Raw genomic sequence first — 23,661 nt, forward strand, 5'->3', positions numbered from 1 at the left:
GGTCATGTAACGCTAACGCGCGGCCTCGCTACTCTCTGTGCCCAGAGGTGATCGGGAGGGTGCTGGGGCCCCTGCGGCGCTCGGCGGCCCGGTCCGGCCGCCTCCCCGCTGCGGATCAGGTGATTCAGCCGACCCTGGAGGGCCGCCATGCCCGGCTACCGCGACTTCGTGCCCCGACAGGGCTTCCAGCCGACCCTGGCGCTGTCCCCGGACGCCCGCACCGCGGCCTACTCCAGCAACGCCGGCGGGCGGTTCGACCTGTGGACCGTCCCCGTCGCGGGCGGGACGCCCCGGCGGCTGACCCGGCTCACCGACCAGGCCGTCCGCCGGATCGCCTGGGCGCCCGACGGCAGGAGCCTGGTCTTCGCCGCCGACCGCGACGGCGACGAGCAGTACCGGCTGTACCGCATCGGCCCGGACGGCGGCGACCTCGTCGAGATCGGCGCGGGCCCGCGGTGCCAGCGCGTCCTGCCCGCCGCGCCGTTCGACGCCGAGGGCCGCCGCCTCGTCTACGCGGCGAACGACCGCGACGAGACCGTGCAGGACGTCCTCGTCCGCGACCTCGTCGACGGCACCGAGCAGCGGTTCGTGCCGCCGCCGGGCGTGGTCTTCCAGCCGGTCGGGATCTCCTCGGACGGGCGGTGGCTGCTGACCGGCGGGTTCCGCTCCCACACCGAGGTCGCCGCCTACCTGACGGACCTGCGGGACGCGTCCGCCGCGCCGGTGTGCGTCACCGCCGACCACGGCGGCGGGCTGTTCGAGCCCGGCCCCTGGGCGGCCGACTCCAGCGGCTTCTACCTGCGCACCGACCTGTGGGGCGAGTTCGTCGCCGGTGCGTTCTACCGGCTCGCCACCGGCACCCTCGAACCCGTCGCCCAGCACGACTGGGACGTCGAGCGCATCGAGGTCGCGGGCGGCACGCTCGTCTGGTCGGTGAACCAGGACGGCCGCTCGACCCTGTACGCGCGGGACGGCGACCGTCCGCTGCCGCTCCCGTGCCTCCCGCCGGGCGTCGTCTCCGCGCTCGCGCTCGCGCCGCGGGCCGAGCCGCTCGTCGTGCTGCTCGACACCGCGACCCGTCCCGCCGAGATCGCGGTCCTCGACGCGGCGGACGGCGTCCGGTACCTCACCGACGCCCGCCCGCGGGCGTTCACCACCGGCATGGCCGAGCCCGTCGAGCCGGAGCCGGTCGTCTACCCCTCGTCCGCCGGACGGTACGTCCACGCGCTGTACTACCGGCCGCACACGCCTGACCCGCACCCGGTGCTGCTGTCGATCCACGGCGGCCCGGAGGCGCAGGAGCGGCCCGCCTACCTCCGCTCGGGCCTCTACCAGCACCTTCTCGCCCAGGGCATCGCGATCTTCGCGCCGAACATCGCCGGGTCCACCGGCTACGGCGCCCGGCACCAGAAGCTCGTCCACCGCAACTGGGGCGGCTTCGACCTCGACGACCTCGACCACGCCGTCTGCCATCTGCGGGCGGAGCCCGGCGTCGACGCCGCGCGCATCGCCGTGATGGGCGGCTCGTACGGCGGGTTCGCCGCGCTGTCCTGCCTCGCGCGGCTGCCGTACCGGTGGGCGGCGGGGGTGTCGCTGTGCGGGCCCGCGAACCTCGTCGCGCTCGCCCGCGCCTGCCCGCCGACCTGGAAGCACTTCGTCGCGGCCGTCCTCGGCGACCCCGAGACCGACGCGGGGTACCTCACGCAGCGCTCGCCGATCACCTACGCCGACACCATCACCGCGCCGCTGCTCGTCCTGCAGGGCGCCCGCGACCCGCGCGTCCCCCGCGCGGAGTCCGACCGGCTCGTCGCGCGGCTGCGCGGCCGCGGCGTCGACGTCCGTTACGAGGTCTTCGAGGACGAGGGCCACGGGTTCACCGACCGGGAGAACGAGCTGCGCGCCTACGAGGACATCGCCGGGTTCCTCTGCGGCCACCTCCTCGCCCCGGCCCCGGGCTGATCGTTCGGGAGTCTCGCGCCCCACGTTGGCTGAAATGGTTGGATCACCGGTATGCAGATGGTGGAACGGCCCTGGGGAGTCACCGCGTACGGCGCGGCGAGCGTGAAGGCGATGCCGGACCTGGTGCGCGCCAGGTTCAAGGTGGTCCGGGTGGAGCAGACGCCGTCGCAGGCGTTCGCCGCTGCGGGCGACGCCGTGCAGGCGGTGCGGCGGACGCTGCGCGAGCACGGGGTCGCGGACGCCGCCGTCGAACGGTCCCGGCTCGATCTGAAGAGCTCCTGGGCCTACGGATCGGAGCGCACGTTCCTCGGCTACGAATGCCAGGCGGCGTTCACCGTGGAGTCCGGTGACCTCGACGACGTCCAGGCACTGCTGGTGGACCTGGTGGCCGCCGGCGCCAACGAGATCGAGTCCGTCGGCTTCGACGTCAGCGGCAAGGGGGAGATGCGGGCGGAGGCGCGCCGCGAGGCGGTCGCGGCAGCGCGGCGGAAGGCCGGGCTGTACGCGGAGGCCGCCGGGGTCCGGCTGGGGGCCGTCCTGCACATCGAGGACGTCGACCCGGACCGGGTCGGCTTCGAGCGGTACCGCGGCCACGGCGGCGGTGGCGCCGCGTCGGCGCAGGACCTGGCGCCCGGTCATGTCGTCGTGTCGGCGGCGGTGACCCTCGGCTTCGCCATCGCCCGCGACTGACCCTGCGGCGTCACGCCGGTTCCGGGACGGGCGGCGGGGTGCGGTGCAGGCGGCGGGTGCGGAGGAGGGGGCGCGAGCGCAGCGGGATCATGCACAGGGCGGCCGTCGCGGCGGCGGTGACCATCGCCGCGCGGAGCCCGAACACGGACCCGACGACCCCGGCGATCGCCGAGCCGACGGGCAGCGCGCCCCAGGTCAGGAAGCGGTGCACGGCGGTCGCGCGGGTGGCGAGGTCCGGCGGCGTGGCCAGGTGCCGGATCGTGATGGCGTTGACGGCGAAGACGCCCTGCCCGACGCCGTTGACGAAGGTGCCCGCCGCGAGCACCACGGCGGGCCACGGCCCGGCGGCCGCCGCGCCCACGGCCAGGCCGAGCACGGACGGGACGCCCGCGAGCGTGAGGGACGGGCCGATGCCGGCGCGGTCGGCGACGCGGCGGGCGATGAGGCTGCCCAGCGGGAACCCGGCGCCGCCGAGGGCGAGGGCCGCGCCGAGCGCCCACGCGTGCAGGCCGAGGTACCGGACGCCGAACACCGCGATGAGCGAGTCGTACATGGCGACGCCGAGGTTGTAGAGCGCCCCGCACACCATGATCGGCCGCAGGACGGGGTGCCGTGCGACGAACCGCAGCCCGTCGCCGACGTCCCGCCGGAGCGTGCGCCCTTCCAAGGCGGGCCGCGGCGGCGGTTCGCGGTGCCGGATCAGCGCGAGCGTCAGGACGCTGACGGCGTAGCTGGTCGCGTCGGTGAGCAGCGCCCGGACCGCGCCGAGGGCGGTGACGACGGCGCCGGCGATCCCGGGCCCGGCGAGCAGCGCGGTCGACTCCGACAGCGACAGCCGGGTGTTCGCGGCGTGCAGCCGCCCGTCGTCGGTGATCAGCGTCGGCGCGTACGACTGGTAGGCGACCTGGAAGAACACCATGCCGACCCCGGTGACCAGGGCGGCGATCAGCAGGTGCGGCAGCGTCAGCGCGCCCGCCCACGCGGCGGCCGGCAGGGACAGGACGGCGAGGGCCCGGACGAGGTCGGCGCCGAGCATCGAGCGGCGCATGCCGAGCCGCGCGACCCAGACCCCGGCGGGCAGCCCGATCAGCAGGAACGGCAGCTTCCCGAGCGCGGCGACGAGCGCGATCTGCAGCGTGCCGGCGTGCAGCTCCTGGAGCGCGGTGAGCGGCAGCGCGAGGAGGAACACCTGGTCGCCGAGCAGGCTGACGCTCTGCCCGCCCCACAGCAGCCGGAAGTCCCGCCAGGCGCGGCGGCCGTCCCGGACGTCGTTCGACATGCGTCCAGGATCGTGACCGGTCGCGGGGCCGCGGAAGCGGCGTGAACGCCGATGACCGTCAAGATCCCGCCACCGTCAGAGCGGCGGTTCGAGGTGCGCCCAGGGCCGTTCCGCTTCGAGCTGGGCGGCCAGCGCGAGCAGGGCGCCCTCGCCGCCGAGGGGGCCGACGAACTGGACGCCGAGCGGCAGCCCGCCGGGCGTCCGGTAGAGCGGGACGCTCATCGCGGGACGTCCGGTGATGTTCGCGAGCTGCGTGTAAGGGACCGGCGCGAGGTTGGCGATGACGGCCTCCCGCCACTGCTTCGTCTTCGTCAGCGGGCCGGCGAGGCCGAGCGCGAGGGCGGCCTTGCCGATGGCGCGCAGCGGGGCGGGCGTGTCGAGCTCGCCGATGCGGACCGGCGGCCTCGCCAACGTGGGCGTGAGCAGCAGGTCGTAGCGGGAGTGGAACGCCGCGAGCTGCCGGTTGTAGGTGTTCCAGCGCTCGTGGGCGGCGAAGTAGGCGGGCGCGGACTGGACGCGTCCGGCCGCCGCGACGAGGTGGGTGTCGAGCTCGAACGCCTTGCGGGACGCGCCGGTCGCGCGGCGGATCTCGTCGACGGTGAACGCGAGCTGCGTGGACCACATCGCGAGGAAGTCGAAGGCGAGGCGCCGCTCGTCGATGCCGGTCTTCGCGGGTTCGACGTCGTGGCCGAGGGCTTCGAGGAGCTTCGCGGCATCCTCGACGGCGGCGACGGCCTGCGGGTCGACGTCGGTGCCGAGCGGGGAGTCGGTGGCGAAACCGATCCGCAGCCGCCCGGGCGCGCGCCGCGCCAGCTCGGCGTAGGGGAGTTCGGGCTTGGCGGGCAGGTAGGGGCCGCCGGGGTCGGGGGACGCGGTGAGCACGTCGAGCATCGCGGCGCTGTCGCGGACGGACCGGGACACGACGCCGTCGACGGCCGCGCCGTGCAGGTGCTCGGCGTACGACGGCCCGGCGGGGACGAGGCCGCGGCCGGGCTTGAGGCCGAACAGCCCGCAGCAGGCCGCCGGGATGCGGATCGAGCCGCCGCCGTCGTTGGCGCCCGCGACCGGGACGATCCCGGCTGCGACCGCGGCGGCGGACCCGCCGGACGACCCGCCGGGCGTGCGGGTGAGGTCCCACGGGTTGCGGGTGGGGCCGTTCACCTCGGGCTCGGTGATCCCCTTCGCGCCGAACTCGGGGGTGTTGGTCTTGCCGAAGACGACCAGGCCCGCGTCCAGCCAGCGGCGGACGACCTCGGCGTGCTCGGCGGCGGGGATCTCGCGCAGTGCCCGGTTGCCGCTGCCGGTGGGCAGCCCGGCGTAGTCCTGCGACAGGTCCTTGAGGAGGAACGGCACGCCGGCGAACGGCCCGGCCGGCGGCTCGGCGGCGCGGGCGCGCGCGAGGTCGTGCATCGGCCGGACGATCGCGTTGATCTTGGCGTTGACGGCGTCGGCGCGCGCGATCGCGGCGTCCAGGAGCTCGGCCGAAGTGGTCTCGCCGGCGGTGACGAGCGCGGCCAGCCCGACCGCGTCGCGGGCGCGGTACTCGGCGTACTCCACGGCACCCCTCCATAAAACTAGAAGTCATAGTTTTAGCGTCGGACGGACACTACACTGGCCGCCGTCCGCCGTCGAGAGGGCATGGGGAGGGGACGCATGGGCAGGCCGCCGCGCCGGCTGGTGACCCGCGAGGCGATCATGCGGGCCGCCCTCGCGCTGGTCGACGAGCACGGCGCCGCCGCGCTGTCGGTCAACCGCGTCGCCGCGGACCTCGGCGTGAAGGGCCCGTCGCTCTACAACCACATCTCCGGTCGGGACGAGGTCGTCGACGGCATCCGCGAGCTGATCGTCGGCGAGATGTCCCTCGACCCGGCCATCACGCCGTGGACCGCGGCCGTGGACGGCTGGGCGCGCTCCTACCGCGCCGCGTTCGCCGCGCACCCGAACGCCGTCCCGCTGCTCGCGGCGCGTCCCGTCCGGTCGCGGGCGGCGCTGCACGCCTACGCCGGCGCGTTCACCGTCCTGCGCCGCGCCGGCTGGCCCGAGGACCGGCTGCTGCCGCTCGTCCACGCCGTCGAGTACTTCCTGCTCGGCTCCGTCCTCGTCCTCGACGACCCGCCGGACGGCCCCCTGCCCGGTGAGGACGTCCCGCCCGGCCTCGAGCCGATGCTGCACGCCCCGCCCGGCCACCGGGACCTGGCCTTCGAGGCCGGGCTGGCCGCGCTGATCCAGGGCTTCGCCGCCGAGCTGGACCGCCTGCACCGCGCCTGACCGGCGGCGAGAGCACCGGTCAGCGCGGGAACCGGTAGGTCAGGTGGGTGACCATGTCGGTGGACGTGACGCCGGCCGGCACCAGGTCGAGGTCGCCGACGCCGGTGAACAGCCGCTCGCCGGCGCCGAGGACGACCGGGGAGACGTGCAGCCGCAGCTCGTCGATCAGCCCGGCGGCGAGGTACTGGTTCACGGTGGAGGCGCCGCCCGCGATCGCGATGTCGGCGTCCCCGGCCGCCTCGCGCGCCTGCGCCAGCGCGGACTCGATGCCGTCGGTGACGAAGTGGAACGTCGTGCCGCCCCGCATGGCGAGGGGCTTGCGGGCGTGGTGGGTGAGGACGAACACCGGCGCGTGGTACGGGGGCTCGTCGCCCCACCAGCCGGTCCAGTCGAGGTCCCACTCGCCGCGGCCCGGGCTGAACATGTTGCGGCCCATGATGAAGGCGCCCGCCGCCGTGATCGCCTCGATCTCCTTCGCGTTCGCCTCGGGCCGCTCGAACATCCAGCGGTGCAGCCGCTCTCCGGCGTGCCCGCCGGCGATCTCGCCGATCGGGTTCTCCAGGCTCTGGTTGGGGCCGGCGACGTAGCCGTCCACCGACATCGCGATGTCGCAGGTGATCATGCCCATGGGTCCGTCTCCCTCGGTGCGCGGCGCCCCGGCGGCGCCTCTCACCCGTTGGTCGGTGCCCGCCCCGCGTTCTCTACATGCCCGCCGGGTCTTTTTTCGCGTGCCCCCGGCTACCGGGCGGTGAGGGGCCGCGCGATGTCCTCCAGGCCCTTGCGCTCGGCCTTGACGCCGATGACGGCCTCCACCAGCCCGGCCGCGATCATCAGGACGGCGCCGATGGCGAACGCGATCGCGGTGTCGCGGGGCACGCCCGTCCCGACGAGCTTGGCGAAGATGAGCGGCCCGGAGATCCCGCCCGCCGCCGTGCCGATCGCGTAGAAGAACGCGATGGCCAGCGCGCGCGTCTCCATCGGGAACACCTCGCTGACCGTCAGGTACGCCGAGCTCGCCCCGGCGGACGCGAAGAACAGCACCACGCACCAGCAGGCCGTCAGCGTCGTCGCGGTCAGCCGCCCCTCGTTGAACAGCCACGCGGTGAGCAGCAGCAGCACACCGGACAGCACGTACGTCCCGGCGATCATCGGCTTGCGGCCCCAGCTGTCGAACAGCGGCGCCAGCAGCAGCGGGCCGAGGAAGTTCCCCACCGCGATGACCGCGTAGTAGTAGCCGGTATCGGTGTCGATGTGGAAGAACGTCCTGAGGATGTCGGCGTACCCGAACGTGATCGCGTTGTAGAGGAACGCCTGCCCGATGAACAGCGCGAAGCCGAGAATGGAGCGCTTGGGGTAGCGCCGCACCAGCGTCCCGGCGATCGTCCCGAACCCGATGCTCCGGCGCTGGTGGATGCGGATGCTCCCGGCCGGCTCCGGCAGCCGCTTCCCGGTCTCCGCGCGGACGGTCCCCTCCGCCTCGCCGACCAGCCGCTCGGCCTCGTCCGTCCGGCCGTGGATGATCAGCCAGCGCGGGCTCTCCGGGACGTGCCGCCGCACCAGCAGCACGACCAGCCCGAGCACGACGCCGAGCGCGAACGCCAGCCGCCAGCCGACGTCCACCGCGAACTCGCCGAGGATCGGGATCGTCAGCAGCGCGCCCGCCGCCGCGCCGATCCAGAAGCTGCCGTTGATGACGATGTCGATCCGGCCGCGGTGCCTGCTCGGGATCAGCTCGTCGATCGCCGAGTTGATCGCCGCGTACTCGCCGCCGATGCCGAACCCGGTGATGAACCGGCACAGGAAGAACCACCACGCCGTCCAGGACAGCGCGGTCAGCGCGGTGCCCGCCAGGTAGACGAGCAGCGTGATCATGAAGAGCCGCTTGCGGCCGAACCGGTCGGTCAGCCAGCCGAAGAACAGCGCGCCGAGGCACGCGCCCGTCACGTAGACCGCGGCGCCGAGCCCCGACACCTGCCCGGAGGTGATGTCGACGCCGCTGCCCGGCTTGGCCAGCTGCGGGGCGAGGTTGCCGACGATCGTGACCTCGAGGCCGTCGAGGATCCAGACGGTGCCGAGCCCGATGACGATCATCCAGTGCCAGCGCGCCCACGGCAGCCGGTCCAGCCGCGCCGGGACCTTCGTGTCGACGACGCCCTGTTCCGTCCGCTGCTCTGTCACGGGGACACCGATTGCCGAATGCGGGAAGATCAAACTCGCCGCCGCGCCGGGCTCCGGGAAACGGCAGGTCATTCGCCGTGCATTGGTGTGCGCGGGCAGCCCGCGACGGCCCGCGCATTGGGCGCGGGCGCAATGCCGGGCGGCCGGTGGTTTCGCCGATGGCGGGACGCGGAGGCGGCCGTACGTTCGGGCCGCACGCGATTACGGGGGAATTCGCGCCGACCCCAGAACGAGGTGATCGAATTGCACCGGAGAATCCGGCGGATGATCTTCGTGGTGGCCGCTTTCGCGGCGGCCCTCGCATGGACCGGGAACGCCGCGGCGAAACCGGCCGCCGCCGCGGCGACGCAGACCGTCACGGTGAAGTACGGCCCGTGGACGATCCCCGGCGGCACCATGGACCGTCCCGGCGAACTGCCGAACGTGGTGACCGCCGCGCCGAAACCCTGCTCGAACTGCGACATCGTCGGCGAGAAACCCGACCTGGTGTACGCCGACGGCAGCACCGCCGACATGAACACCGGCCCGATGCTGCACCACTTCGTCATCTCGAACCTGGCCGCGCACGACACCGTCTGCCCGTTCAGCCCGCTCGGCGACCGGATCTGGGCGTCCGGCGACGAACGCACCGAGAAGACGATGCCGGACGGTTACGGAGTGCCGGTGAAAAGCCTCGACCGGTGGGCCATGCTCACCGATCTGATAAATTACTCCGCCGCCCCGAAGACCGTCTACATTTCCATCACCTACACCATTGCCGGCGCCGGATCGACCACTCCGGTGCGGTCGCTGTGGCTGGACGCGGGCGGCTGCCTCACCTCCGACTACAGCGTCCCGGCCGGGCCGAGCACGCACGCCTGGACCTGGACGTCCACGGTCGGCGGGCGCGTCGTGTTCGCCAACGGCCACCAGCACGCCGGCGGCGTCCACGTGACGGCCTCCGACGCCACGACGGGCGCGCTGATCTGCGACTCTCCCGCCACCTACGACACGATGGGCGGGATGCGGACCATCGTGAAGATGGGCACCTGCTCCGGCGACCCCCTCGCGACGGTCTCGCGCGGCGACCGGCTCACCGTCACCAGCTACTACGACTCGCCCACCGCGAAGAACGACGTCATGGGCATCGTCCACGCCTACATCGCGGAGGGCTGAGCGATGGCCCGTGCACGCATCCGCCGCAAGGTCCTCGCCGGCGCCGCCGCACTCGCCGCCGCGGTGCTCGCGCTCCCGTCCGCGTCGGCGGCGCCGTCCGGTGCCGTCCCGTACGTCCCGGGCTGGACGGTCGCGGGCCAGAACCTGGCCAACACCCGGTACGCCGCGACGGAGACCGTCATCTCGCCCGGCAACGCCTCCCGGCTCAAGCCGCGCTGGACCGCGACGCTCGGCGGGAACGTGTCCGCCACCCCGACGGTGTCGCTCGGCACCGTCTACGTCCCCGACTACGGCGGGAAGCTGTCGGCGGTGGACGCGCTCACCGGCGCCGTCCGCTGGCAGCGCCCCGTCTCCGACTACAGCGGCGTGTCCGGCGACGTGTCCCGGACGAGCCCGGCCGTCGCCGGCACCGAGATCGTGTTCGGCGACGGCGTGTCCAGCGTGCCCGCCGACGGCGGCGCCCGCGTCATGGCCGCCGACCGGCTCACCGGCGCCAGGCGCTGGAGCACGCTGATCGACGCGGACCCGGCCGCGATGGTGACGACGTCGCCGGTCGTGGACGGCGACACCGTCTACGTCGGGACGGCCAGCCGCGTCGAGTTCGGCGACGGCCACCCGGTGCGGTTCCGGGGCAGCGTCGTCGCGCTCGACGCGGTGACCGGCGCCGTCCGGTGGCGGCGGTACATGGCGCCCGACGGGTACACCGGGAACTCGGTGTGGGGCAGCTCGTTCGCCGTCGACAACGCCACCGGGCGGCTGTTCGTGACGACCGGCAACAACTACACCGTCCCCGACGGGATCTGCACGCGCCCCGGTGAAACGGGCTGCGAGCAGGGCCCGGACGACAACTACACCGACTCCGTCGTCGCCCTCGACCTGCGGACCGGCGCCGTCGACTGGTCGTTCAAGACGCTCACCGCCGACGTCGGGACCGAGGACTGCGACACCTGCGGCCCCGACTTCGACTTCGGGTCCGCGCCGAACCTGTACCAGGTCGCCGACGGCGGGCACCTGCGCAGCATCCTCGGCGTCGGCCAGAAGAGCGGCATCTACTGGGCGCTCGACCCCGCGACCGGAAAGGAGATCTGGCACACCCAGGTCGGGCCCGGCAGCGACCTCGGCGGCATGGAATGGGGCTCGGCGACCGACGGGAGGCGCGTCTACGTCGGCATCGGCAACTCCGAGCACGAGGCGTACGACATCGTCGGCGCGGACGGGACGAAGACCACCGTCCACGGCGGCTCGTGGGCGGCGCTCGACGCCGCCACCGGCAAGATCCTCTGGCAGGTCGGCGACCCGTACGGCACGCTCGACATCGGGTTCCTCAGCGCCGCCAACGGCGTCGTCTACGCCGGTGGCATCAACGGCAAGGCCGACACGATGTTCGCGCTGAACGCCGCCAACGGCGACATCCTGTGGCGGTACAACAGCGGCGGCGCGGTGATCGGCGGCGCGGCCGTCGTCGCCGGGACCGTCTACTGGGGCTCCGGATACTGGTTCGGGCTCTGCTCCGACGGCACCTACGACTGCGCGCAGAACAACAAGCTCTACGCGTTCTCCCCGTCCTGACCCCGCCGCGTCCCGCCCTAGCATGAGGTCCGGAAGGACTTGCGTGACGGCGGGGAGACGGTGGCACCACTGAAGCGGGCACGGCGGCGTTCCCATCGCGGAACGCCACTGTGCCTGCTGCTGCTCTTCTCCGGGCTGATGGCCATGCACGGCCTCCAGGCGTCGCCCGGCCCGATGGAGATGGCCGCCGCCCCGCTGGCGAGCGTCGCCGACGCTCCGCCGACCGGCGTTGTGCACCACCACGTCGTGGTCGGCGACCCTCCCGGCGACCACCACCCCGACCATCCGAGCGGGCAGATGTGCCTGGGGATGCTCCTCGTCTCCCTGCTGGTCGCGCTGCTGTTCGGCCTGTTCCGGGTGATGCGGGTGGCCGTCGCGACGCGGCGTCCCGTCCGGACGCCCGTGTCGCGCGGCGGACGCTCCCCGCCCGGGCCGTCCCTCCACCGGTTGAGCGTGCTGCGGCTGTGACAGGCCGGTGCGCCGCTTCGGCGCGCCGCGAAAACCTGTCATGAACCGGCACACGAAAGGCTCGAACCAGTGAAACGCGCCATCGCGCTCGTCGCCGTCCCCGCCCTGGCCTTCGCCCTCGCGGCGTGCGGCGACTCCGGCGACAAGGACGCCTCCGACCCGTCTCCGCTTTCCGCCTCCGCGACCGCGCAGGGGATGGTGGAGCAGAAGCCGCACAACGAGCAGGACGTCATGTTCGCGCAGATGATGATCCCGCACCACCGGCAGGCCGTCGAGATGGCCGGGCTCGCCCCGTCCCGCGCGTCGTCCGCGCAGGTCAAGGCGCTCGCCGCGGACATCGAGAAGGCGCAGGCACCGGAGATCGCGAAGATGACCGGCTGGCTGGAGGACTGGGGCGCCCCCGCCGCGATGTCCGGGATGCACCACGACATGCCCGGCATCATGAGCGAGAAGGACATGACCTCGCTCAAGGACCTCAAGGGCACCGCCTTCGACAAGGCGTTCCTCCAGATGATGATCAAGCACCATCAGGGCGCCGTCACCATGGCGCGGACCGAGGACCGGTCCGGTCAGAACCCCGATGCCAAGGCGCTCGCCACGAGCATCGTCCGGACGCAGTCCGCCGAGATCGCCAAGATGCGCGGCCTCCTGAAGTAGCGCGGAACGGCGGCCGGGCGGGGGCCTCCCGTCCGGCCGCCCAGGACTTCGGGCCTCTAGGCCGTCGGGCTCAACACCCGGCGGGGGCGCAGGGCCGCGGCCGTCGCGAGGGCGCCGAGGGTGGCGGCGATGGCGGCGGCGAAGGCCGTCCGGTAGCCGAGGTGGGCGGCGATCTGGCCGCCGAGCGGCCCGGCGGCGAGGATGCCGAGATCCCAGAAGGACGTCATCGTGCCGACCGCGGCGCCGGGCCGCAGCGCCTTCGTGCGGCCGAGCGTGATCGTGGTCGTGCAGGGGTAGACAAGGCCGAGCCCCGCGCCGGTGACGGCGACACCGGCGAGCGCGGCGGGCGCGGACGCCGCGGCCGTGAGGACGGCCAGTCCCGCCGCCTCGACCAGCAGGACGATCCGGACGACGGCGGCGCCGCCGTACCGGTCCACCAGGGGGCTGCCCGCCGAGCGCGCGAGCAGGAACGGCACCGCGAACATCGCGAGCCCCGCCTGCTGTCCGCCGAGGTGCCGGTCGCCGAGGTACAGGACGAGCAGGGCGGTCAGGGTGCCGTAGCCGTAGGCGGCGAGACCGAGGCACAGGCCCGGCAGCCCGGCGCCGCCGGGCAGGAGGTCGTGCCACGATCCCGGCCGCCGCTCCTGCCGCGAGCGGGTGGTGGCGACGAGGGTGCTCGACACGAGCGGCAGGGCGATGACGGTCCACCAGACGGCGTCGGCGCCGCCGAGCCGGTGGACGAGGACGGCCAGCACGGGACCGGCGGACAGGCCGCCCCACATCGACAGCCCGAACCATCCCGCCAGCCGGCCGCTCCGGCCGCCGGTGGCTCCGGCGAGGACCCAGGGCAGGGCGCCGGAGAACAGGGCCGCCTCGCCCGCGCCCATGACGAGCCGGGCGGCGAGCAGCACCGGGAGGCCCGGGGCGAGCAGGTGGCCGGCGGCGCCGGCGGCGGTGAGCGCGCCGCCCGCCATCACCACCGGGCGGGCGAGTCCGGCGTCCCCGGCGCGTCCGGCGAACGGGCGGACGAGCGCGGTGGCGGCGAACGCGGTGCCGACGGCCAGTGCGGCCGCCGCGGTGCCCCGTCCCAGGTCGCCGGTCACGTAGCCGGGGAGTTCCTGCAGGGTCGCGCCGAGTGCGAGGTAGCCGCAGAGGACCGCCGTCCAGAGTCGCCGTATCGGCACCGATCCGTCCATGCGGGAAGACAGTACAGTTCTGTACTGTGACAGTACAACCCGGTATCGTGGCGGCCATGGCCGAGACGATGACGGCGGGCCAGGCCGCCACCCGCGCACGGATCCTGGAGGCGGCCACCGAGCTGTTCTACGAGCGCGGCGTCCACGCCGTCGGCGTCAACGAGATCGCCGCGCGGGCGAGCGCGTCCAAGCTCAGCCTGTACCGGTACTTCCCGTCCAAGGAACTGCTCGTGCAGGCCATGCTCACCGAGCACAGCGACCGCATCCACGCCTGGCTCGACCGCGGGACGGCGGCCGCGTCCGAGGCCGCCGGGCCCGGGCGCGTGCTGGCGGTGTTCGACCTGCTCATCGACTGGTTCGCGCAGCCCGGCTACCACGGGTGCACCGTCGTCAACACCGTCACCGACACCCGCGCGGACATCGAGATCGCCGCCATCGCGCGCCGCCACCTCGTCCGGTACCGCGCGCTGCTGGAGGACCGGCTCGACGGGCTGGGCCTCGCCGACCCGGCGGCGGTGGCGCGGCAACTGCTGCTGCTGATCGAGGGCGCCAGCGTCGTCACCGCCATCGACGGCGCCCCCGCCGCGGGCCAGGACGCGCGCGACGCCGCCCGCCGCCTCCTCCGGGCCGCGGACTGACCGCCGCGGAAGGACGGGCCCGGCGGACCGGGCCCGTCCTCCGGAGTCAGCGGCCCTGCAGGGAGCGGGCGTTGTCGCCGAACGTCCAGCCCTTCGACCCGTCCCAGTTGATGGACCAGGTCATCAGGCCCTTCAAAGCGCCGCTGAAGTGGTTCCACGCCTGGCCGACCAGGTCCGGCGACATGTAGCCGCCGCCGGCGCCCGGCTGCGCGGGCAGGCCCGGCACCTGCTTGTCATACGGCACCTTCACCGTCGTGCCCTGAATGGTCAGGCCGCTGTTCAGGCACTCGGTCTGCTTCACGAAGCCCTCGACCGTCCCGGCGGAGTACGAGTCGCCGGAGCAGCCGTACATGCTGCCGTTGTAGTACTGCATGTTCAGCCACCACAGCCGGCCGTTGTCCGCGTACTTCTTGATGATCGGCAGGTAGGCGCCCCAGATCGAGCCGTAGGTGACGCTGCCGCCGGTCACGTACGCGGTCTCCGGCGCCATCGTCAGGCCGAAGTTCGACGGCATCTGCGCGAGCACCCCGTCGATGATCCGGATCAGGTTCGCCTGCGACGCCGAGAGCTGCGTGATGCTGCCGCTGCCCGACAGGCCCGTCTCGATGTCGATGTCGATCCCGTCGAAGTCGTACTTCTTCAGGATCGGCACGATCGTCTGGACGAACCTGTCCGCGACGCTGCTCGAACTCAGGTCGATGCCCGCGGCGGCGCCGCCGATCGACATCAGGATCGTCGCGCCCGCCGCCTTCGCCGCGCACATCTGCGCGGGGGTGGCGACCTTGACGCCCGAGTCCATGCCGTCCTCCCACAGGACGGTGCCGTCCGACCGGATCACCGGGAACGCCGCGTTGATCACGTTGTAGCCGTGCTGCTTGAGCACCGGGTTCTCGATCGGCGTCCAGCCGAACGGCGGGTGCACGCCGTTGGACGCACCGTCCCAGTTCTCCCAGTAGCCCTGCAGCACCTTGCCGGCGGGCCGCGACTTCACCGCGCACGTCTCGTCCCCGGGCGGCGGCGTGGTCGGCGGCGTCGTCGTGGGCGTGCTGGACGCGTCGCACGCGCCCATGTCCCGCCACAGCGTGGGCGTGGACGCGGGGTTCCAGTTCGCGCCCGGGTAGGCGGTGTGCGCGACGAGCGCCTCGTAACCGTCGCCCTTGTAGGTGACCTTGTCACCGGCCTTGTAGGCGGTGCCCTCCGCCCACGCCGCGTACGTGCAGGCGATCGACGGGGCGGACCGCGCCGACGACGGCGCCGACAGCGCGACCAGCGCGCCGAGCGACAGGACGACCGCCGCGGCGGCCGAGGCCAGCGCGGCCGCTGCCGCGGACCATCGCTTGTGCTTGAACTGCATCGGGACGACTCCTCGGTAGAACGGGACACAGAGGAGCCGATGTCAGAGCCGAACCGTCCCGCGAACGGGACCCTCCCAAGTCGAGGCGCAAACGACCGGCACGGACGCCATGCGAAGGGTAACCCCGGCGGCGCGGGCCGGGAAGGCCCCTTAACCGCCGCCGAGGGGACGCTGCATCAGGATCGTCCCGATCCACCGGCCGTGCTTGAAGCCGACGTCGTCCAGCCGGCCCGCCTCGGCGAACCCGAACCGCCGGTGCAGCGCCACCGACCCGTCGCCGTCCGCGTCGGCGATGACCGCGATCATCTGCCGCATCCCCGCCTCCGCCGCCCGCTCCACCAGCCCGCCGAGCAGCGCCGTCCCGAGCCCCTTGCCGGTGTGCTCCGGCGCGAGGTAGATCGTGTCCTCGACCGTGTACCGGTACGCCGGTTTCGGACGCCACGGCCCCGCGTACGCGTACCCGGCGACCTCGCCGTCCACCTCGGCGACGAGGAACGGCAGCCCGCGTCCCGCCAGGTCGCCGAGCCGCTCCCGCCACTCCGCGACCGTCTGCGGCACCTCCGCGAACGTCGCCACGCTGCTCACCACATAATGCGCCGCAATCCCCGCGACCGCCTCCAGATCGTCGTCCCGCACACCCCGCACCACCATGCCGTCCTCCTCAAGCCCGGACCGACATCGTCCCGGGTACGGAAGGTGCGCGGGAAGGCGCGGGGCCCGGGCGGGCATGGTGATCATGGTTTCACGGGGGGTGGGTGGCGTTGGGTGTAAGCATGGGAGGGAAGGACGAGGTCGCCGGGTGGGAGGAGCGACGGTATGAAGCTCACGAAGTTCAAGGCGCTGGTCTCGCTGGACGCGCAGGCGGACGGGGCCGAGCTCCCCGCCGAGGGCTGCCCGTTCACGCTGCGTGAGAAGGGCGCCGAGCACAGGCTGAACGCGTTCCACAAGGTCGTCATGTCGACCGACGACGGGGAGCCGCTGCGGCCGGGCGATGTGAACCATGTGGTGACGATGACGCTGCTGACCGGGAAGACGGGGGCGGACGAGCTCGCGGCGGGGTGCCGGTTCGACCTGTGGCACGGCGACAAGGTGGGGCACGGGCTGGTGTCGCGGCGGCTGGTGATCTGAGGTCACGCGGCGGGGAACCGCCGCTCGGACTCCATCGCGGACGCGACGTCCGGCGCGTAGCTGCGCCGGGCCCGCAGCAGGATCAGGCCGTTGACCAGCAGCGGGATCAGCGCGATCAGGAACACCCGGTCCAGGCCGGTGCCGGAGTGGTCGCCGGGCGCGAACACGCCGGACAGCCAGCCGAACAGGACGGGCGCGATCGCCTCGCCGATCATGCGCAGGATGGTGCGGATGCTCTCGGCGCGGCCCCACAGCCGGAAGTGGACGACGTCGAGGCGGACGGCGTCCAGCGGCGGGTTCGCGGCGGCGAGCGCGGCGGCGGCGAGGAAGAACAGCGGCAGCGCGATCCACGGCGAGGCGGTCAGCAGGCCGGGCAGGAACAGCAGCGCGGACGCGGTGTAGGCGACGCTCGGCACCAGCACGCGGGCGGCGATCCGGCCGCGCCGGACGAGGTGGTCGGCGAGCCGTCCGGCGGTGAGGACGCCGGCGAGCGCGCCGGCGCCGATGACCGGGACGAGCAGGCTCAGCTCGGCGCGTCCGACGCCGTAGCGGTGCCGGACGAACACGATCGCGAAGGTGCGCAGCCCGGCGAAGAAGAAGTAGCCGATGGCCGACGCGACGATGATGATCACGTTGGTGCGGATGTGCAGGACGTGCCGCGCGGCCTGCGGGAACGTCATCCGGGACGGGTCGGTGCGCAGCACGTTCTCGGGGCGCGGCCGCACGTCCGACTCGTCCACCGCCTGCCGGGCGGCCTCGGACTGGCGCTCCTGCACCCGGGCGCGGCCCTGGGCGCCGCGCCCGGGTTCGGGCAGCAGCCGCCAGACGACGGCGGCGAGCGCGAGGCCGAGGACCGCGACGAACCAGAACGACAGCCGCCAGCTGAGGGCGGCGGCGACGTTCCCGCCGACGACCAGGCCGAACCCGGCGCCGATCAGCTCGCCGGCGAGGATCCGCCCGTAGATCCCGGCGCGCTGCCCGTGCGGGAACAGGTCGCCGGTGAGGGACGCGACGGTGGGCCCGGCGGTCGCGGTGACGGCGCCGAGCGCGACCCGCGACGTCAGCAGCCATTCGTAGGACGTGGCGAGGCCGCCGACGATCATGGCGGCGCTCCACAGCAGGATGCTGCCGGCGAGCAGCGGGACGCGCGGGACGCGGTCGGTCAGCATCCCGACCGGGACGGTGGCGACGGCGCCGACCAGCGACGGCGCGGCGGTGAGCACGCCGACCTGGGTGTTCCCGATGTGCAGGGAGCGGCGCAGCTCGTCGACGATCGCGCCGATGACGCCGGAGTCGGCGGTGTTGAGCGCGAGGACGCAGGCGAGCAGCAGCACGATGCGGGCCTGGCGCGGTCCGCCGAGCCGCCGCGTGAGGGCGTTCACCGCCCACCGGACCCGCTCCTTGATCACAACTACACGTAGTGCCCGCTCCCGCCGCAGGTATGTGGCGGCGGTGGGGGCCGGGACCCCGGTGAACGCGGGTCCCGGCCGGCGTCCTCGAGGCAGGTCAGAAGTAGTGGCCCTGGTCGAGGTCCTCGATCAGGGTGGGGTGGGCGGGGTCCCAGCCGAGGAGCTCGCGTGTCCCGGCGTTGGGCATCGTGATGTCGTAGGTGACGAACGGGAAGCCCTTGAAGTGGTCGGCGGCCTGTTCGGCGGGGATGCTCACGGCCGGGACGCCCAGGTGGCGGCCGATGGTCTCGGCGATCTCGCGGACCGGGATGCCCGGTTCGGCCGCCGCGTACAGCTGCGCGCCGGCCGGCGCCTCGTCCAGGGCCAGCCGGTAGAGCCGGGCGAGGTCGAGGGTGTGGACGGCGGGCCAGTGGTTGGCGCCGTCGCCGACGAAGCCGGACACGCCGGTGGCGCGGGCGATCTCGATCATCCGGGGGACGAAGCCGTGCCGGTCCCGGTCGCTGTGCGTGACCGGCGGGATCCCGACGAGCAGGGACCGGACGCCGCGCCCCGCGAGCCCGGCGACGGTGCGGGCGGAGGCGGAGCGCGGGTTGGCGTTGATCGTCGCGTCGTTGGCGGCGTCGCCGGTGGGCGTGAAGCCGATGCCGATGAGGGTCTTGCCGGTGCCGGCCAGCGCGTCGCCGAAGGCCTGGACGACGGTGTGGTCGGCGGCGGCCGCGCGGGCGAAGGCGTCCGGGGCGACGCTGGCGTGGTCGAACGCGAGGTGGACGACCGCGTCGGCGGCGGCCGCGGCGTCGCGCAGCCCGTCCAGGTCGTCGAGGTCGCCGCGGCGCACCCGGGCGCCCAGGGCCTGGACGGCGGCGGCGGAGGCGTCGGAGCGGGCGAGGCCGGTGACCTCGTGCCCGGCCCGGAGCAGTTCGGGCACGACGGCGGATCCGATGTGGCCGCTCGCACCGGTGACGAAGACGCGCATGAGGGACTCCCCTGCAAGTGATGTGACTCGGTACCGTCACCGTACCAGTAGTGACGGTACCAAGTAACATCACCTATGCTGTCCGCCATGGCCCGATGGGAACCGAACGCGCGGGAGCGGCTGGTGCGCGCCGCCATCGACCTGTTCGCCGAGCAGGGCTACGACGCCACCACCGTCACCGGGATCGCCGAGCGCGCCGGGCTGACCAAGACCACCTTCTTCCGGCACTTCCCCGACAAGCGGGAGGTGCTGTTCGCGGGCCAGGAGCTGCACAGCCGGACCCTCGGCGAGGCGGTCGCCGCGGCCCCCGCATCGGCCACGCCGCTGCAGGCGGTCGCCGCCGCGCTCGACGCCCTCGCCGCCACCTTCACCGACGACCGCCGCGACTTCGCCGCCCGGCTCCTCACCGTCATCGCCGCCAACGACGAGCTGCGCGAGCGCGCCGCGTTCAAGCACGACCAGCTCGCCGCCGCCATCGCCGGCGCGCTCCGCGAACGCGGCACGCCCGGCCCGGCCGCGGGCATCGCCGCCGAACTCGGCGTCCGCGCCTTCGACGCCGCCTACGCCCGCTGGTCCGACACCTCCGTTGCGCGGACGCTCGCCGACCTCGCGCGCGAGGCGCTCGACGAGCTGCGATCCGCGCTGGCCGCCCTCGGCTAGGTGCCCGGCTTGGACATCAGCGCGTTCGCGAGCACCGTGAAGACGTCTGCCATGGCTCCTCGTCGGAACCCGGTTTCCCTGCCCCCACGTCCACCGCAAAACGCGGTGGTACGTTCCGATCCGTGGAGCCTTCCTACGTTGTGACCGGCGGCGGGCGCGGCATCGGGCGCGCGATCGCCGAGCGCCTCCTCGCCGACGGCGGGCACGTGGTGGTGGTCGACCTGGATCCGTCCGCCGTGGCGTGGGCGACCGGCCCGCGCGTCTCCGCGGTCGCCGGCGACGTGCGGGACGAGGCCGTCGCGGCGCTGGCGGCGGACGCCGCGCAGGCCATGGGCACGCTCAAGGGCTGGGTCAACAACGCCGCCGTCTTCCGCGACGCCGCCGTGGACGTCCCGGGGGCGCGCGAGGTCATCGACGCGGTGGCGCTGAACCTCGACCCCGCCGTAGTGGGGTCGCTGACCGCGATCCGCCGTTTCCTGGACGCGGGCACGGGCGGCGCTGTCGTGAACGTGTCGTCGCACCAGGCGGCGCGTCCCGTCCGGGGATCGCTCACCTACGCGACGGCGAAGGCGGCCGTCGAGGGCCTCAGCCGCGCCCTCGCCGTGGACTACGGCCCGCGCGGCGTCCGCGTGAACGTCGTCGCGCTCGGCTCGATCACCACCGCCCGCTACGAGGCGTTCCTCGCGGACCAGGACCCCGCGTCCGCCGCGCGGATCGAGGACCAGATGCGCGCCCTGCACCCGGTCGGCCGCGTCGGCCGCCCCGACGAGGTCGCCGCGACCGTCCGGTACCTGCTGTCGGACGAGGCGAGCTTCGTCAACGGCGCCGTCGTCCCCGTGGACGGCGGCCGCTCGGCCCAAGGCCACGACCCCGAGGAAGCCTGACCCTCACGAGGCGGCCAGTCGTCCGGCTCGACGACGAACGTGCCGCGCCCGACGACGCCGTGCACGAGTGGCACCGCGCCGACTCCTGATTCAGCGGGTCAGCAGGAGGCGCCGGCCTCCTGCAGGTCGCGGAGGGTCCGCCGGGCGAGTTCGCCGAAGTCTTCGGCGTTGGACGTGTCGCTCCAGCGCTCGAACGCGATCTTCATGGCGAGCGCGCCGAGCTCCGCGGCGACGCGCGCGGTCAGGTCGGGGACGCCGCGCCGCTGGAGCGCGCCGGCCATCGCGGCGGTGAGGGCGAGCCCCTTCAGCGCCTCGCGTTCCTGCAGCTCGGGGTGGGTGGCGATCACTGCCCGCCGACGGGCGGTGAACGCGCGGCGGTCGGGCGTGAACGCTTCGCGGCCGACCGCGTCCAGGGCGTGCGCCACCGCTTCGAGCGGGGCGGCGGCCGCGGGCGCCGCGGCGATCCCGTTGGCGAGGAGCCCGGTCATCGTGTCCCTGCCGAAGAGGACTTCCCGCTTGTCGGGGAAGTGCCGGAAGAAGGTGCTCTTCGTCAGGCCGGCGCGCTGGGCGATGTCGATCACGGTCGTGTTCTCGTAGCCGCGCTCCGCGAACAGGTCGAGGGCGGCGGCGACGAGTCGCTGCGACGCGTTGGGCTGCCAGCGGGCCATGCGGACAGTGTACGGCACTTGGTCCCATCACTCGTGTACAGTGATAAGACCAAGTCCCATCACTCGTCCTGCGGGAGGTCCGTCATGAGCCGAGCCGTCATCCATGAGACGTTCGGAGGTCCCGAGGTGCTGGAGTTGCGCGACGTCCCCGAGCCGCACGCGGGCCCGGGCGAGGTCCGCGTCCGCGTGGCGGCCGTCGGGCTGAACCCGATGGACTGGCTCCTCGCCGCGCGGCCCGAGTCGGCGGCGCGGTTCGGCATCACCCTGCCGTCCGGCTTCGGGTCCGACTTCGCGGGCGTCGTCGACGAGGTCGGCGACGGCGTCACGGGTCTCGCCGCAGGCGACCGCGTCTACGGCGGGGCGGTGGGGAAGGCCGCCGCCGACTTCCTGGTGATCAAGGTGCCGACGGCGACGCCCCAGATGCTCTGGCACGCGCCGGACGGCATCGGCGACGAGGTGGCGAGCACGCTTCCGGTGGCCGGCCTGAGCGCCGCCGCCGCTCTGGCGGCGATCGGCCTGCGGTCCGGCGACACCGTCCTGATCGGCGGCGCGGCGGGCGGTGTGGGCGTGTTCGCGGTCCAGCTCGCGAGGCTGGCCGGCGCCACCGTCATCGGCACCGCCTCGGAGGGCACCTTCGATTTCCTGCGGCGGCTGGGCGCCGAGCCCGTGGCCTACGGCGACGGGCTGGCCGACCGGGTGCGGGCGCTGGCCCCCGGCGGCGTGACCGCGGCGACCGACCTGTTCGGCACCGAGACGGCCGAGACCGCGCTCGCGCTCGGCGTCCCGCCCGAGCGGATCTCCACGATCGCCGCGGGGCCCAACCCTCCCGGCGGCGCGCGGGCGACCGGCGGCTTCGACGCGCGACCGGACGCCCTGGAGCACATCACCGGCGCGATCCTCGCCGGCGAGCTCACCGTGCCGATCGCCGCGACGTTCCCGATCGAGAAGGTCCGCGACGCCGTGGCGCTGCAGGCCGGACGGCACGTTCACGGCAAGATCGTGATCACGCTCTGACGGCGCCGCGACTTCGGGCTTCACCAGGGAAAACACGGGGTCCCGGGGACGCTTGAGAGGGCCTTGCGGTTGCCATCGGACCCACACATGGCCACACCCCACCATGTGTACGCGAATACCGGTACAAATAGGCATTCGCTGATCGACGAAAGGGGTTCCCGGGGTGAAGAGGCTTGTTGTTTCGGGGGCCGTGGCCATCGCCGGAGCGGTGGCGGCGGGGCTGCTGGCGGCGGCGCCGGCGGAGGCCGCGAGCCCGGTGCAGATCTACCGGGTCTACTTCGACTCGCCCGGCAAGGACACGCGGTCGAACGCGTCGCTGAACGCCGAGTGGGTGCAGCTGTACAACACCTCGAAGACGTCGAAGCAGCTCAAGGGCGTCACGCTGCGCGACAAGTCCGGGCACACGTACAAGTTCGGCTCGTTCACCCTCAAGGGACACAAGTCGGTCTACGTGCACACGGGGCGGGGGACGAACACCGCGACACACCGGTACTGGGGCTCGAAGGCCTACATCTGGAACAACACCGGTGACACCGCCTACCTCCGCTACCCGAGCGGCGCTGCGGCGGACTCCTGCTCGTGGGGGAGCAGCGGCTCGTCCAGGTACTGCTAGGCCGGTTGTCAATACGCCGCAGGTCATCGGTTCGGGGGACCTGTAGGAGACGTGCGGGCGCGAGCGCGGCGGACAGCCTTGGGCGCATGAGAGAGCTCACTGTTTCCAGGGCACTGGTCGCGGCGGGCGTCGCGGCGGGGATCGCGGCGCTCGTCCCGCACCAGGTCACCTACGACAAGGGCTTCGCGCCGCCGTGGGCGACGCTGGCCGGGGCGGTGCTGGCGGTGGCGTTCGCGCTGCGCGGATCGGAGTGGACGGGCCGGATCGCGCTGGTGCTGCTGCTGTGGGCGGGCGGCGGGGCGGTGCTGGACGCCTTCCGCGCGTTCTTCTGGGCGACCGGCATCCCGGCGGGGGAGTTCGCCCAGGTCAACTGGGGTGGTGCGAGCATGCGCGCCGCCGGGCTGCTGGCCGCCGGGCTGGTCGTCGCCGCGCTCGCGCGCGGCGCGGAGGGGCCGTGGCGGGAGCGGCCGTGGCTCGGGTACGCGGCGTTCGCGCTCGCGTTCCCGTACCCCCTGCTCAAGCTGTACTGGTCGCTGGGCGGGACGATCGCGCGCCCGGACCCGTACACCGAGGGGTTCCCGTACATGGAGTCGGCGATGCTCGCCGGAGGCGCGGTGCTGTCGCTGGCCCTCGTCCAGGGGTGGGGGCGGCGCCTGCCGCGGCGGGCGGTGCTGGTCCCCGCGTGGACGGCGACCGGCGCGCTGGTCAGCATGGGTGCGCTCGCCGGTTTCGGCTCCCTTTCCCAGGCGCTCGGGCTGACGGACGGGCCGGTCGACTTCGGCGACGCGGCCTCCGTCGCGATGGTCGGGACGGTGTACGGGTCGTGGCTGCTGTTCGGGCTGGCGCTGGGGGCCGCGACCCTGACCTACCAGCGGCTCACCCGCTGACCTACCCTCACGCC

24 protein-coding genes are annotated in these 23,661 nt (G+C 73.6%); 14 read left to right on the forward strand and 10 right to left on the reverse strand.

Annotation, left to right across the window (positions count from 1 at the left end; translation table 11 throughout):
- Positions 1-147 precede the first annotated feature (147 nt).
- The gene (locus tag J4709_RS00190; RefSeq protein ID WP_208235611.1) at positions 148-1,959 is read left to right on the forward strand and encodes a S9 family peptidase; all 1,812 of its coding nucleotides are present in this window, start codon (positions 148-150) and stop codon (positions 1,957-1,959) included.
- A 51-nt stretch (positions 1,960-2,010) separates the two neighbouring features.
- Positions 2,011-2,649, forward strand: a complete 639-nt coding sequence (locus J4709_RS00195) for an SIMPL domain-containing protein (RefSeq protein WP_208235612.1) — start codon at positions 2,011-2,013, stop codon at positions 2,647-2,649.
- Positions 2,650-2,659: 10 nt separating this feature from the next.
- Here J4709_RS00195 and J4709_RS00200 read toward each other — a convergent pair whose 3' ends face one another.
- Complete coding sequence (locus tag J4709_RS00200; RefSeq protein WP_208235613.1) at positions 2,660-3,928, reverse strand: MFS transporter; 1,269 nt, start codon at positions 3,926-3,928, stop codon at positions 2,660-2,662.
- Between the two features lie 75 nt (positions 3,929-4,003).
- Positions 4,004-5,485, reverse strand: a complete 1,482-nt coding sequence (locus J4709_RS00205) for an amidase (RefSeq protein ID WP_208235614.1) — start codon at positions 5,483-5,485, stop codon at positions 4,004-4,006.
- Positions 5,486-5,581: 96 nt separating this feature from the next.
- Between J4709_RS00205 and J4709_RS00210 the strand changes: the two genes are divergently transcribed.
- Positions 5,582-6,196, forward strand: a complete 615-nt coding sequence (locus tag J4709_RS00210) for a TetR/AcrR family transcriptional regulator (protein ID WP_208235615.1) — start codon at positions 5,582-5,584, stop codon at positions 6,194-6,196.
- 19 nt (positions 6,197-6,215) lie between these two features.
- On the opposite strand, the gene J4709_RS00215 is transcribed toward J4709_RS00210, so the two are convergent.
- Entirely contained in the window at positions 6,216-6,824 is a 609-nt protein-coding gene (locus tag J4709_RS00215) for a dihydrofolate reductase family protein (protein WP_208235616.1), read from the reverse strand.
- A gap of 110 nt (positions 6,825-6,934) precedes the next feature.
- Positions 6,935-8,374: an MFS transporter gene (locus J4709_RS00220; RefSeq protein WP_307800820.1), complete on the reverse strand. Its 1,440-nt coding sequence runs from the start codon at positions 8,372-8,374 to the stop codon at positions 6,935-6,937.
- Between the two features lie 264 nt (positions 8,375-8,638).
- Here J4709_RS00220 and J4709_RS00225 point away from each other — a divergent pair, with 264 nt between their 5' ends.
- The 4 genes from J4709_RS00225 to J4709_RS52765 all read left to right on the forward strand — a co-directional run bounded on the left by J4709_RS00225 (position 8,639) and on the right by J4709_RS52765 (position 12,223).
- On the forward strand, positions 8,639-9,529 hold the full coding sequence (locus J4709_RS00225) for a hypothetical protein (RefSeq protein WP_208235618.1): 891 nt from the start codon (positions 8,639-8,641) through the stop codon (positions 9,527-9,529).
- A gap of 3 nt (positions 9,530-9,532) precedes the next feature.
- Entirely contained in the window at positions 9,533-11,098 is a 1,566-nt protein-coding gene (locus tag J4709_RS00230) for an outer membrane protein assembly factor BamB family protein (protein WP_208235619.1), read from the forward strand.
- 60 nt (positions 11,099-11,158) lie between these two features.
- Positions 11,159-11,566 (forward strand): DUF6153 family protein, encoded by a 408-nt coding sequence (locus J4709_RS00235; protein WP_208235620.1) that lies wholly within the window; start codon positions 11,159-11,161, stop codon positions 11,564-11,566.
- A 69-nt stretch (positions 11,567-11,635) separates the two neighbouring features.
- Positions 11,636-12,223: a DUF305 domain-containing protein gene (locus J4709_RS52765; protein WP_208235621.1), complete on the forward strand. Its 588-nt coding sequence runs from the start codon at positions 11,636-11,638 to the stop codon at positions 12,221-12,223.
- Between the two features lie 56 nt (positions 12,224-12,279).
- On the opposite strand, the gene J4709_RS00245 is transcribed toward J4709_RS52765, so the two are convergent.
- Positions 12,280-13,419 carry an MFS transporter gene (locus J4709_RS00245; RefSeq protein WP_208235622.1) on the reverse strand — a complete coding sequence of 380 codons (1,140 nt, stop codon included), beginning with the start codon at positions 13,417-13,419 and terminating at the stop codon, positions 12,280-12,282.
- Positions 13,420-13,475: 56 nt separating this feature from the next.
- Between J4709_RS00245 and J4709_RS00250 the strand changes: the two genes are divergently transcribed.
- The gene (locus tag J4709_RS00250; RefSeq protein ID WP_208235623.1) at positions 13,476-14,057 is read left to right on the forward strand and encodes a TetR/AcrR family transcriptional regulator; all 582 of its coding nucleotides are present in this window, start codon (positions 13,476-13,478) and stop codon (positions 14,055-14,057) included.
- A gap of 46 nt (positions 14,058-14,103) precedes the next feature.
- On the opposite strand, the gene J4709_RS00255 is transcribed toward J4709_RS00250, so the two are convergent.
- The gene (locus tag J4709_RS00255; protein WP_208235624.1) at positions 14,104-15,411 is read right to left on the reverse strand and encodes a carbohydrate-binding protein; all 1,308 of its coding nucleotides are present in this window, start codon (positions 15,409-15,411) and stop codon (positions 14,104-14,106) included.
- A gap of 150 nt (positions 15,412-15,561) precedes the next feature.
- Positions 15,562-16,062, reverse strand: coding sequence for a GNAT family N-acetyltransferase (locus J4709_RS00260; protein ID WP_208235625.1), 501 nt, complete (start codon positions 16,060-16,062; stop codon positions 15,562-15,564).
- 165 nt (positions 16,063-16,227) lie between these two features.
- On the opposite strand from J4709_RS00260, the gene J4709_RS00265 reads away from it, so the two are divergent.
- On the forward strand, positions 16,228-16,539 hold the full coding sequence (locus tag J4709_RS00265) for a hypothetical protein (RefSeq protein ID WP_208235626.1): 312 nt from the start codon (positions 16,228-16,230) through the stop codon (positions 16,537-16,539).
- Positions 16,540-16,541: 2 nt separating this feature from the next.
- Here the strand turns inward: J4709_RS00265 and J4709_RS00270 are convergent, their stop codons facing one another.
- Together J4709_RS00270 and J4709_RS00275 are read right to left on the reverse strand one after the other, a co-directional pair.
- On the reverse strand, positions 16,542-17,948 hold the full coding sequence (locus J4709_RS00270) for an MFS transporter (protein WP_208235627.1): 1,407 nt from the start codon (positions 17,946-17,948) through the stop codon (positions 16,542-16,544).
- Positions 17,949-18,045: 97 nt separating this feature from the next.
- Positions 18,046-18,921, reverse strand: a complete 876-nt coding sequence (locus J4709_RS00275) for an NAD-dependent epimerase/dehydratase family protein (RefSeq protein ID WP_208235628.1) — start codon at positions 18,919-18,921, stop codon at positions 18,046-18,048.
- 87 nt (positions 18,922-19,008) lie between these two features.
- On the opposite strand from J4709_RS00275, the gene J4709_RS00280 reads away from it, so the two are divergent.
- A complete protein-coding gene (locus tag J4709_RS00280; RefSeq protein ID WP_208235629.1) occupies positions 19,009-19,581 on the forward strand; it encodes a TetR/AcrR family transcriptional regulator in 573 nt (190 codons plus the stop codon).
- Between the two features lie 122 nt (positions 19,582-19,703).
- Positions 19,704-20,465 carry an SDR family NAD(P)-dependent oxidoreductase gene (locus J4709_RS00285; protein WP_208235630.1) on the forward strand — a complete coding sequence of 254 codons (762 nt, stop codon included), beginning with the start codon at positions 19,704-19,706 and terminating at the stop codon, positions 20,463-20,465.
- 98 nt (positions 20,466-20,563) lie between these two features.
- Here the strand turns inward: J4709_RS00285 and J4709_RS00290 are convergent, their stop codons facing one another.
- Positions 20,564-21,133, reverse strand: coding sequence for a TetR/AcrR family transcriptional regulator (locus J4709_RS00290; RefSeq protein WP_208235631.1), 570 nt, complete (start codon positions 21,131-21,133; stop codon positions 20,564-20,566).
- Between the two features lie 84 nt (positions 21,134-21,217).
- Here J4709_RS00290 and J4709_RS00295 point away from each other — a divergent pair, with 84 nt between their 5' ends.
- The 3 genes from J4709_RS00295 to J4709_RS00305 all read left to right on the forward strand — a co-directional run bounded on the left by J4709_RS00295 (position 21,218) and on the right by J4709_RS00305 (position 23,647).
- Positions 21,218-22,147 carry an NADP-dependent oxidoreductase gene (locus J4709_RS00295; RefSeq protein WP_208235632.1) on the forward strand — a complete coding sequence of 310 codons (930 nt, stop codon included), beginning with the start codon at positions 21,218-21,220 and terminating at the stop codon, positions 22,145-22,147.
- Between the two features lie 190 nt (positions 22,148-22,337).
- Complete coding sequence (locus tag J4709_RS00300) at positions 22,338-22,760, forward strand: lamin tail domain-containing protein (protein ID WP_307800821.1); 423 nt, start codon at positions 22,338-22,340, stop codon at positions 22,758-22,760.
- 86 nt (positions 22,761-22,846) lie between these two features.
- Complete coding sequence (locus J4709_RS00305) at positions 22,847-23,647, forward strand: hypothetical protein (RefSeq protein WP_208235634.1); 801 nt, start codon at positions 22,847-22,849, stop codon at positions 23,645-23,647.
- Positions 23,648-23,661 lie beyond the last annotated feature (14 nt).

The sequence above is a fragment of the Actinomadura violacea genome (genome assembly GCF_017573465.1).
GTDB lineage: Bacteria > Actinomycetota > Actinomycetes > Streptosporangiales > Streptosporangiaceae > Spirillospora > Spirillospora violacea.

Bases quoted from the DNA above. Each gene is read 5' to 3' on its own strand.
- J4709_RS00260 (WP_208235625.1), bottom strand. From the start codon at position 16,062: ATGGTGGTGCGGGGTGTGCGGGACGACGATCTGGAGGCGGTCGCGGGG.
- J4709_RS00215 (WP_208235616.1), bottom strand. From the start codon at position 6,824: ATGGGCATGATCACCTGCGACATCGCGATGTCGGTGGACGGCTACGTC.
- J4709_RS00265 (WP_208235626.1), top strand. From the start codon at position 16,228: ATGAAGCTCACGAAGTTCAAGGCGCTGGTCTCGCTGGACGCGCAGGCG.
- J4709_RS00245 (WP_208235622.1), bottom strand. From the start codon at position 13,419: ATGGACGGATCGGTGCCGATACGGCGACTCTGGACGGCGGTCCTCTGC.
- J4709_RS00295 (WP_208235632.1), top strand. From the start codon at position 21,218: ATGAGCCGAGCCGTCATCCATGAGACGTTCGGAGGTCCCGAGGTGCTG.
- J4709_RS00275 (WP_208235628.1), bottom strand. From the start codon at position 18,921: ATGCGCGTCTTCGTCACCGGTGCGAGCGGCCACATCGGATCCGCCGTC.
- J4709_RS00225 (WP_208235618.1), top strand. From the start codon at position 8,639: ATGATCTTCGTGGTGGCCGCTTTCGCGGCGGCCCTCGCATGGACCGGG.
- J4709_RS00200 (WP_208235613.1), bottom strand. From the start codon at position 3,928: ATGTCGAACGACGTCCGGGACGGCCGCCGCGCCTGGCGGGACTTCCGG.
- J4709_RS00280 (WP_208235629.1), top strand. From the start codon at position 19,009: ATGGCCCGATGGGAACCGAACGCGCGGGAGCGGCTGGTGCGCGCCGCC.
- J4709_RS00290 (WP_208235631.1), bottom strand. From the start codon at position 21,133: ATGGCCCGCTGGCAGCCCAACGCGTCGCAGCGACTCGTCGCCGCCGCC.
- J4709_RS00210 (WP_208235615.1), top strand. From the start codon at position 5,582: ATGGGCAGGCCGCCGCGCCGGCTGGTGACCCGCGAGGCGATCATGCGG.
- J4709_RS00255 (WP_208235624.1), bottom strand. From the start codon at position 15,411: ATGCAGTTCAAGCACAAGCGATGGTCCGCGGCAGCGGCCGCGCTGGCC.
- J4709_RS00195 (WP_208235612.1), top strand. From the start codon at position 2,011: ATGCAGATGGTGGAACGGCCCTGGGGAGTCACCGCGTACGGCGCGGCG.
- J4709_RS00250 (WP_208235623.1), top strand. From the start codon at position 13,476: ATGGCCGAGACGATGACGGCGGGCCAGGCCGCCACCCGCGCACGGATC.
- J4709_RS00230 (WP_208235619.1), top strand. From the start codon at position 9,533: ATGGCCCGTGCACGCATCCGCCGCAAGGTCCTCGCCGGCGCCGCCGCA.
- J4709_RS00305 (WP_208235634.1), top strand. From the start codon at position 22,847: ATGAGAGAGCTCACTGTTTCCAGGGCACTGGTCGCGGCGGGCGTCGCG.
- J4709_RS00190 (WP_208235611.1), top strand. From the start codon at position 148: ATGCCCGGCTACCGCGACTTCGTGCCCCGACAGGGCTTCCAGCCGACC.